At 61.4% G+C, this 8,837-nt stretch carries 10 protein-coding genes; 4 read left to right on the plus strand and 6 right to left on the minus strand.

The genetic code is table 11. The annotated features are described in order from the left end of the window. The coding region (locus L9Z73_RS19780; RefSeq protein ID WP_247404409.1) for a permease at window positions 1–664 on the plus strand (664 nt) is incomplete at its 5' end. 38 nt (window positions 665–702) lie between these two features. Here L9Z73_RS19780 and mnmH read toward each other — a convergent pair. The 4 genes from mnmH to L9Z73_RS19800 form a co-directional block, all read right to left on the minus strand. Further along, window positions 703–1,806, minus strand: coding sequence for a tRNA 2-selenouridine(34) synthase MnmH (gene mnmH / locus L9Z73_RS19785; protein WP_247404412.1), 1,104 nt, complete (start codon window positions 1,804–1,806; stop codon window positions 703–705). Beyond that, the gene (gene selD / locus L9Z73_RS19790) at window positions 1,806–2,840 is read right to left on the minus strand and encodes a selenide, water dikinase SelD (RefSeq protein ID WP_247404416.1); all 1,035 of its coding nucleotides are present in this window, start codon (window positions 2,838–2,840) and stop codon (window positions 1,806–1,808) included. Before selD ends, mnmH begins: the two co-directional genes overlap by 1 nt. Window positions 2,841–2,937: 97 nt before the next feature. Further along, complete coding sequence (locus L9Z73_RS19795; protein ID WP_247404419.1) at window positions 2,938–3,687, minus strand: TerC family protein; 750 nt, start codon at window positions 3,685–3,687, stop codon at window positions 2,938–2,940. 28 nt (window positions 3,688–3,715) lie between these two features. Continuing rightward, window positions 3,716–3,967, minus strand: a complete 252-nt coding sequence (locus L9Z73_RS19800; protein ID WP_247404422.1) for a hypothetical protein — start codon at window positions 3,965–3,967, stop codon at window positions 3,716–3,718. Window positions 3,968–4,101: 134 nt separating this feature from the next. On the opposite strand from L9Z73_RS19800, the gene nhaR reads away from it, so the two are divergent. Continuing rightward, window positions 4,102–5,004, plus strand: coding sequence for a transcriptional activator NhaR (gene nhaR / locus L9Z73_RS19805; protein ID WP_247404425.1), 903 nt, complete (start codon window positions 4,102–4,104; stop codon window positions 5,002–5,004). Window positions 5,005–5,008: 4 nt separating this feature from the next. On the opposite strand, the gene L9Z73_RS19810 is transcribed toward nhaR, so the two are convergent. Further along, window positions 5,009–6,163: an MFS transporter gene (locus tag L9Z73_RS19810; RefSeq protein WP_247404429.1), complete on the minus strand. Its 1,155-nt coding sequence runs from the start codon at window positions 6,161–6,163 to the stop codon at window positions 5,009–5,011. A 230-nt stretch (window positions 6,164–6,393) separates the two neighbouring features. On the opposite strand from L9Z73_RS19810, the gene sstT reads away from it, so the two are divergent. Next, window positions 6,394–7,614 carry a serine/threonine transporter SstT gene (sstT, locus tag L9Z73_RS19815; RefSeq protein WP_247404432.1) on the plus strand — a complete coding sequence of 407 codons (1,221 nt, stop codon included), beginning with the start codon at window positions 6,394–6,396 and terminating at the stop codon, window positions 7,612–7,614. An 81-nt stretch (window positions 7,615–7,695) separates the two neighbouring features. Here sstT and L9Z73_RS19820 read toward each other — a convergent pair whose 3' ends face one another. Beyond that, window positions 7,696–8,205 carry a DUF1993 domain-containing protein gene (locus L9Z73_RS19820; protein WP_247404435.1) on the minus strand — a complete coding sequence of 170 codons (510 nt, stop codon included), beginning with the start codon at window positions 8,203–8,205 and terminating at the stop codon, window positions 7,696–7,698. A 116-nt stretch (window positions 8,206–8,321) separates the two neighbouring features. Here L9Z73_RS19820 and L9Z73_RS19825 point away from each other — a divergent pair. Continuing rightward, window positions 8,322–8,837, plus strand: a 516-nt coding sequence (locus tag L9Z73_RS19825; RefSeq protein WP_247404437.1) for a YceH family protein, incomplete at its 3' end; no start/stop codon positions are given.

Here is an 8,837-nt window from a genome sequence, read left to right on the forward strand (position 1 = left end):
ATTGGTGGCGGCGGGCATGCGTCGGCAGCAGGTGTCGGTGGGCGCGGCGCTGGCGTTCTGGATCGCCAACCCGGTACTGAATCCGGCCACCTTGGTATTCATGGGGTTTGTGCTGGGTTGGGGCTTCACGGCGTTAAGGCTGGTGGCAGGGATTGTGCTGGTGGTGGGCGTGTCCCTGGTGGCCCAGCGTATCGCGCGCCCGGAGCAAGTGCCGGAAGCGGCGCTGGGGGCGGTGGCCGAGGCCAGCGTGATCGAGTCGCAACCGTTTTTCAGCCGCTGGTTGCGCACCCTGTGGCAACTGTTCTGGAGCACGATCCCGGTCTATATCCTGGCGGTGCTGGTATTGGGCGCGGCGCGGGTCTGGTTGTTTCCCCATGTGGATGGGGCGATGAGTAACAGCCTGCTGTGGCTGGTGCCACTGGCGATTGTCGGCACGCTGTTCGTGATTCCGACCGCCGCGGAGATTCCTATCGTACAAACCATGATGACGCTGGGCATGGGCAGCGGCCCGGCCGTGGCCTTGTTGATGACCCTGCCGAGCGTGAGCCTGCCGTCACTGCTGATGTTGCGCAAGGATTTCGACGCGCGGGTGCTGGTCACGGTGGCCGGTTTGACCATGCTGCTGGGCGTGGTCTGCGGCTTGATTGGAGCGGCGATTCTGTAGGTGGCGGGCGGGGTTGAGGGCCTTATTGCAGGCAAGCATCAACCTCGCAACACACCACGCTCGCGCAAATACTCCAGCACCGCTGCCTGCTCCCCGACAAACTCGATGCGCGCGCCTTTGCTTTCACGCTGGAAGGCGTACATCGGGTCGTAGTACTCGCGCAGCAACCCTTCAATCCATACGCGGTGCAGGTCCACAGCGCCGCTGCGGGCCTGTTCCGCCAGGGCGTCCTGCAGAATCGCCTGCAATCGCTGGAAGCGCTCGCCGCCCAGGCGCTTGTGGATATTGGCCAGGCTCTGGGTCAGGCGCTCACCAAACAGTACGTAGCCGGTTTCGCCAAATACCGCGATGAATTCAGCGCAAAGGTCGACCACGTAATCGCGCAGGATACGTTCGACCCGGCCTTCGACAGTGTCTTCCAACCACACCATCGCGAAGGTCTGCATGCCCTTGTGCAACGGCAACGGCAGCGCACAACTGCCGATCATGCGGCTCTCATCCTCGACCACAAACTGCTCGACGCCGCCCGCACGTTTTTTCAGCAGGTCCACTGCCAGGCGGTTCTCGAAGTCGATGTTGGACGGTTGCACCGTAGCTCGCTTGCCAAAGCTGGAACCGCGATGATTGGCGTGACCTTCCAGGTCCAGGGCATTGCGTAGTTGGCCGAGCACTTCGGTCTTGCCGGTGCCGGTCATGCCGCCCAGCAACACGAAATCACACTCGGCGACAGCCTGTTCGACGGTGTCCAGTAAAAAGCTGCGCATGGCTTTGTAGCCGCCGCCGACGCGGGGATACTCGATACCGGCTTCGGTTTTCAGCCATTGCTGCACGATCTGCGAGCGCAGCCCGCCACGAAAGCAGTACAGATAGCCGTCCGGATTGGCCTGGGCGAACCGTGCCCATTGCTCGATGCGCCCGGCCTTGATTGCCCCGGACACCAGCTCGTGTCCGAGCACGATAGCCGCTTGCTGGCCCTGCTGCTTGTAGCAAGTGCCGACCCGCTGGCGCTCGTCGTCGGTCATCAGGGGCAGGTTGACCACGCCCGGGAAGGCGCCCTTGGCGAACTCGACCGGCGCACGGGTATCCATCATCGGCCGGTCGTTGAGGAAGATGTCGCGGTAGTCGGTGATGTCAGTCGCCATCAAAACACCTCTACCGCGTGGGTCTGTCGCTCAACCAATTCACCGATGGACTCAAGGGTCATGCCCAGTTCGCCGGCGACCGCATGAAACTCGGCGTCGCCTGCGGGCGTAACGGCGATCAACAGGCCGCCGCTGGTCTGCGGGTCACACAGCACGCGTTTGTGCAGCTCCTGCAGACGCCCAAGTTTGCTCGCATAACTGTCGAAGTTGCGTAAGGTGCCGCCCGGCATGCAGCCCTGGTCAAGGTAGTCCTCGATCCCGGGCAGGCGTGGGACTTTGTTGTATTCGATGCGTGCCGTCACGCCGCTGCCGTCAGCCATTTCCACCAAATGGCCGAGAAGGCCAAAGCCGGTGACGTCAGTCATTGCCGTTACACCGGCCAATTTGCCGAAGCGGCTGCCAGGCTTGTTGAGGGTACACATCCAGTCACGTGCCAGGCCGATATCCGCCTCGCGTAATTTGCCCTTCTTTTCCGCGGTGGTCAGGATGCCGATGCCCAGGGGCTTGGTCAGATACAAACGGCAGCCGACGGTGGCGGTGTCGTTGCGCTTCATATGGCGCTTTTGCACGATACCGGTCACGGCGAGGCCGAAGATGGGCTCCGGCGCATCGATGGAGTGACCGCCGGCCAGGGGAATACCGGCCTCGTCGCACACGGAGCGGCCGCCACGGATCACTTCGCGAGCAACCTCAGGCGCCAATACATTTACCGGCCAGCCCAGAATGGCGATAGCCATCAACGGGTCGCCGCCCATGGCGTAGATGTCGCTGATCGCGTTGGTGGCGGCAATCCGGCCGAAGTCGAACGGGTCATCGACAATCGGCATGAAAAAATCAGTGGTAGAGACCACGCCGCGCTCGTCGTCGATGGCGTACACCGCCGCATCGTCGCGCGAGGCGTTGCCCACCCACAGGTTGGGGTCAAGGTTCTGTGCGCCGCTGCCGGCGAGGATCACTTCCAATACCTGGGGCGAAATCTTGCAGCCACACCCCGCGCCGTGGCTGTACTGGGTAAGGCGAATCGGCTCGTTCATGGTGGACCTCAAGCTATCAAGTGCGCGGATTCTAACAGACGGCAAAAAGCCGGCGGGGCTCTTACGAGCCCAGCCGGCCTTTTTGGGGTTGCTGCGATTACTGACGAGCGGCCAGCAAACGCTTGTGGCGGTTGCGCCGGGCGATGTTCAAGCACTCGATCGCCGCCGAGAACGCCATGGCCGCATACACGTAGCCTTTTGGCACATGGGCGCCGAAGCCTTCGGCAATCAGGGTCATGCCGATCATGATCAGGAAGCCTAGGGCCAGCATCACCACGGTCGGGTTGTCGTTGATGAACTTGGCCAGCGGTTCAGCCGCCACCAGCATCACGATGACCGAGGTCACCACGGCAACGATCATGATCGGCAAATGCTCGGTCATACCCACGGCGGTGATGATGCTGTCGATGGAGAACACCAGGTCGAGCATCAAGATCTGGCCGATGGCCGCAGCAAAGCCGATGGACACGGCATTGCCAGTACTGGTCTTCTCTTCAGGCTCCGGGTCCATGCTGTGATGGATCTCGGTGGTTGCCTTCCAGACCAGGAACAGGCCACCGGCGATCAGAATCATGTCCTTCCACGAAAACGCCTGGCCGAAGATTTCAAACACCGGCGTGGTCAACTGCACGATGAACGCAATAGTGCTCAAGAGGCCCAGGCGCAATACCAACGCCATGCTGATACCGATGCGTCGCGCCTTGGCACGGTGCTGCTCGGGCAATTTGTTGGTGAGGATCGAGATAAAAATCAGGTTATCGATGCCCAGCACGATTTCCATCACGATCAAGGTGGCCAATGCGACCCAAGCGGTGGGGCTGGCGGCCAGTTGTACAAGGTAGTCCATAGATCAATCCTGACGTTGTGCTGGGGAATTAGGCTTCTTTACGCGTCGATTCAGACTCGTTTTGCGGCTGATCGTCTTTTTTCTGCGGACTGATCAGGCCCTGGGTCGCTTCACTCAACGCCTGCTCGGCGGCCTTGTGGGTTTCATCAATCACTTGCTTGGCCGATTCGGTGGCCTTGCCCATCACCTGCTGTGCGCTTTTTTCGACCTGATCACAGCCGCTGACCACCACCAATGAAAGCGCAAGCAACGATGCCGCGCCCAGGGAATTGAGTTTCATGATGTTTTCCTCGTTAGAACCATTGGGTCCAAATAGTGGCCCCTCGATAGCGACGCATTCTAGGCAGAGGGACACTTCAGGAAAATTCGTATTTTTCTCGCGTATACTTCGGTTTTAACGAAGTGTAGGCCGGCATGCTCAATTACCGACAATTGCATTACTTCTGGGTGGTGGCCAAGACCGGCAGCATCGTGCGCGCCTGTGAGCAATTGAACCTCACGCCCCAGACCATCAGCGGGCAGATCAGCCTGTTGGAACAAACCTTCGGCATCGCCCTGTTTCAGCGGGTAGGCCGCCAGTTGGAGCTGACCGAGGCCGGGCGCCAGGCCCTGCCCTACGCCGAGCAGATGTTCCAGACCGGCAATGAATTGGAGGCGATGTTGCGCGCGCAGCCGGATGAACAGCAGATCCTGTTTCGGGTCGGGGTGGCGGATGTGGTGCCCAAATCCATCGTCTACCGGCTGATCGCGCCGACCATGGAGCTCAGCGAGCCGATCCGCATCACCTGCCGCGAAGACAAACTCGAACGCCTACTCGCCGATCTGGCGATCCAGCGCCTCGATCTGGTGATTTCCGACAGTCCCATGCCCACGCATTTGGACATCAAGGGCTATAGCCAGAAGTTGGGCGAATGCGGCATCAGTTTTTTCGCCACTCAAGCATTGGCTGACCGGCACGGCGGCGTTTTCCCACAGTGTTTACAGGGGGCGCCATTGCTGATTCCGGGGGCGGAGACGGTGGTGCGCAGCCGCTTGCTACGCTGGTTTGCCGAACAGCAGATCCAACCGAAGATCATCGGCGAGTTCGACGACAGCGCCTTGATGCAGGCATTCGGCCAATCCGGCAGCGGGATCTTTATCGCCCCCAGCGTGATCGCCGATGAGGTGGTGCGCCAGTATGGCGTCGCGCTGATTGGCCAGACGGATGCGGTGACCGAGTCGTTCTACGCGATTTCGGTAGAACGCAAGGTCAAGCACCCCGGCATCGTGGCGATTACCGAAGGTGCCAGGCGGGAACTGTTCACCGCCCTGCCCTGAGGGTTCAGGCGCTGGTCGGCAGCGGTTTGACGCCCATCAGCCACAACGCCAGCAACATCGACACCAGGATAAACCCGGACGCGGCCAAGCCCAGGCTGGCCAGGCCCAGGGTGTCGATCACATGCCCTCCGACCAAGGCACCGAGACCAATACCCAGATTACCCCCGGCAATATTCAACGACGCGGCAAACGCCGGCGCATGCGGGGCGGCCTTCATCAGCCGCACATGGCTGACCAGGAACATCGCCGCCTGGGTCACGCCCCACACGGCCATCGCCGCCGCCAGGCCGATGGTGGAATGAATCGCCGGCACCACCGCAACCATGCCGCCGATCATGAACCCGCAGAACACCATCGACGCGATCAACGGGTGGCGATCCACAGCCCGCCCGCCCAGGGAGTTGCCGATCAGCCCGACCGCGCCAAAGCCCATCAGGCACCAGCCGACCAGCGTACCGTCGAACCCGGCCAGGCGCTCAAGGATGTCCGCCAAGTAGGTGTAGGCGGTGAACATGCCGCTGAAGACCAGGATCGACAGCAGGATGTGCCCCTGCATCAACGGGCTGCGCAGCAGCTTGAATTGCGAGCGCAACGTCACCTGCGCGTTCTTCGCCTGTGTCACCGGCAGGTAGACATACAGCAGCAGCGCCTTGGCCAACGCAATCACCGCGAGGATGGCAAACGCGCTGCGCCAGCCGAACATATCGGAAATCAGCGTGCCCACCGGAATGCCGAAGACGGTGGCGCAGACGATCCCGAAGCCGATCTTCTCGATGGCCCGGCCGGCGTATTCCGGGCCGACGATGTCCACCGCCGTTTCACTGGCCAAGGCCCAGAACACCGGCAAGCCCAACGCTGGAATCAAGCGCGCCAGGGACATCACCCAGATATTCGGTGCCAGTGCCGCCACGGTATTGGCCACGGCGAACATGATCAAAATCGTGATGAACAGGCGCTTGCGCTGGAACCGCGCGCAGTAGGCCGTGAGGAACGGGCCGAACGCCGCCACGGTGAACGCAAACAGCGTCACCAGCAGGCCGGCCTGGGACACGCTGACATTCAGGTCCCTGGCGATCGACGGCAACAGGCCGACGATTATGAATTCTGTGGTCAGCACGGTAAAACCGGCGGCCGACAGCAGCAGGATGGGAAACAACATGAAAACTCCAGAAACGACGACATCAACGAAAGCCCGTGGGCCCGCTGACAGATAGGAAAGATGAGAGGTAGCAATGCTAACAGAATCTGTGCGAATTGCCCGCAAATGGGTGACGGAATGCCGCACCAATCGGGACATTTCCTACAGCATGATAGACTCCGCGCCCGCTTCCTACAGCGCGCTCCACCTGCAATGCTGCGTCCTACTAAAAAAACCAGAGACAACTGTTTATGACTGCTGCCCCTTCCCTTTTCCAACGACTCGCGCGCGTCAGCCTGGTCACGCAAATCGTCATCGGCCTGATCGCCGGCATTCTGCTGGCCCTCGTGTTGCCCGAGGCGGCCAAGGCCACCGGTTTCATTGGCAAAGTGTTTGTCACCGCGCTGAAGGCCGTGGCGCCGATCCTGGTGTTTGTGCTGGTGATGGCGTCAATCGCCAACCATAAACACGGCCAGGAAACCCACATCAAGCCGATCCTGTTCTTGTACCTGCTGGGCACCTTCGCGGCCGCCGTGGTTGCGGTGATCGCCAGCACGCTGTTTCCCTCGCCGCTGGTGCTCGCCACCCACGACGCCACCGTGAGCGCCCCCGGCGGCATCGGCGAGGTGTTGCAGAGCCTGTTGCTGAGCGTGGTGGATAACCCGGTGAGCGCGCTGATGAACGCCAATTTCATCGGCATTCTGGCGTGGGCCATCGGTATGGGTGTCGCGATTCGCCATGCCGGCGAAACCACCCGCACGGTGCTCGATGACCTGTCCAACGGCGTGACCTTGATCGTGCGCGTGGTGATCCGCTTCGCGCCCTTGGGGATTTTCGGCCTGGTGGCCTCGACCCTGGCCACCTCCGGCTTCGGTGCCTTGCTCGGCTACGCCCACCTGTTGGTGGTGCTGATCGGCTGCATGCTGTTCGTGGCGCTGGTGATCAACCCGGCCATCGTGTTCTGGAAACTTCGCCGCAACCCCTACCCGCTGGTATTGCTGTGCCTGCGCGAAAGCGGCATCACGGCGTTCTTCACCCGCAGTTCGGCAGCGAACATTCCGGTGAACCTGGCGTTGAGCAAACGCCTGGGCCTGCATGAAGACACCTACTCGGTGTCGATCCCCCTGGGCGCCACCATCAATATGGCGGGTGCGGCGATCACCATCACCGTGTTGACCCTGGCGGCCGTACACACCCTGGGCATCACCGTAGACCTGCCCACCGCCGTGCTGCTCAGCGTGGTCGCCGCCATTTGCGCGTGCGGTGCGTCGGGCGTGGCCGGTGGTTCGCTGCTGCTGATTCCACTGGCATGCAGCCTGTTCGGCATTCCCAGCGATATCGCCATGCAGGTAGTGGCGGTAGGTTTCATCATCGGCGTGTTGCAGGACTCTGCGGAAACCGCACTCAACTCGTCCACCGATGTGCTGTTTACCGCGGCAGCGTGCCTGGGCAAGGACGAGCAGCCGGTTTAAACAGCGCTCGCAAAAAAAGCCCGGGGCCGTTCTCAAAGGAACGACCCCGGGCTTTTTTTTATGCGCTTAAAACACGGTTATTTAGAATGCGCCCATATAGTCGCGCTTGCCCACTTCCACACCGTTGTGACGCAGCAGTGCGTAGGCGGTGGTGACGTGGAAGAAGAACTGCGGCAGGCCGTAGGTCAGCAGGTAGGACTGGCCGCTGAAGCGCTTCTCTTTCGGGGTGCCGGGGCGAGTGATGATCTCGATGCCTTCTTTGCCGTCGATTTGCTCGGGCTTGATGGTGTCCATAAACGCCAGGACCTTGGCGATCAGCGCTTGCAGGTCGGCGAAGGTCACTTCGTTGTCTTCGTATTTCGGCAGTTCGATCTCGGCCAGGCGCGCGGAAACGCTCTTGGCGAAGTCGACGGCGATCTGCACCTGGCGCACCAGTTGGAACATGTCCGGGAACAGGCGCGCTTGCAGCAAGGCGTTGGGTTCGATGTTTTTCGCGGTGGCGTGGGCTTCGGCTTTGTCCAGCACACCACTCAAGGCGGTGAGCATTTGCTTGAAGACTGGGACGGAAGCGGCGTACAGGGAAATAGTCATGACAGTCTCATCGATAAGGGCGGGGTTGGAACCAGCGGCGATTATAGCCGTGCCGGCCGCTTGTCTTTTATTTTTTCAGGATTAGGCTAGTGCGTTCACTGCATAGGGAAAGCGCGATGACCGCTGAGCACGACACCGACACCCCTGAGCCGCGCCTGAACAGCACGGAAATCCGCATCCTGGGCTGCCTGATCGAAAAACAGGCGACCAACCCGGAAACCTACCCCCTGACCCTCAACGCCCTGGTCCTGGCCTGCAACCAGAAGACCAGCCGCGAGCCGGTGATGAACCTCAGCCAAGGCCAGGTCGGCCAAAGCCTGCGTGTGCTGGAAGGCCAGGGGTTCACCCGCCTGGTCATGGGCAGCCGCGCCGACCGTTGGGAACACCGGGTCGACAAGGCCCTGGAATTGGTGCCGGCCCAGGTGATTCTGACTGGGCTGCTGTTTCTGCGTGGGCCGCAGACGGTCAACGAGTTGCTGACCCGCAGCGGGCGCATGCATGATTTCGAAGACGCCGACCAGGTCGTCCACCAACTGGAACGCCTGATTGCGCGGGGGCTGGCCGTGCTGGTGCCACGCCAGGCGGGGCAGCGCGAGGATCGTTATACCCACGCGCTGGGCGACCCGGCGGAT

Origin of the sequence: Pseudomonas emilianonis (assembly GCF_023072625.1) — a bacterium.
GTDB classification, from domain to species: domain Bacteria; phylum Pseudomonadota; class Gammaproteobacteria; order Pseudomonadales; family Pseudomonadaceae; genus Aquipseudomonas; species Aquipseudomonas paraveronii.

Coding starts and splice junctions, on each gene's coding strand:
- sstT (WP_247404432.1), top strand. CDS start 6,394: ATGACTGCTGCCCCTTCCCTTTTCCAACGACTCGCGCGCGTCAGCCTG.
- nhaR (WP_247404425.1), top strand. CDS start 4,102: ATGCTCAATTACCGACAATTGCATTACTTCTGGGTGGTGGCCAAGACC.
- L9Z73_RS19820 (WP_247404435.1), bottom strand. CDS start 8,205: ATGACTATTTCCCTGTACGCCGCTTCCGTCCCAGTCTTCAAGCAAATG.
- mnmH (WP_247404412.1), bottom strand. CDS start 1,806: ATGGCGACTGACATCACCGACTACCGCGACATCTTCCTCAACGACCGG.
- selD (WP_247404416.1), bottom strand. CDS start 2,840: ATGAACGAGCCGATTCGCCTTACCCAGTACAGCCACGGCGCGGGGTGT.
- L9Z73_RS19810 (WP_247404429.1), bottom strand. CDS start 6,163: ATGTTGTTTCCCATCCTGCTGCTGTCGGCCGCCGGTTTTACCGTGCTG.
- L9Z73_RS19795 (WP_247404419.1), bottom strand. CDS start 3,687: ATGGACTACCTTGTACAACTGGCCGCCAGCCCCACCGCTTGGGTCGCA.
- L9Z73_RS19800 (WP_247404422.1), bottom strand. CDS start 3,967: ATGAAACTCAATTCCCTGGGCGCGGCATCGTTGCTTGCGCTTTCATTG.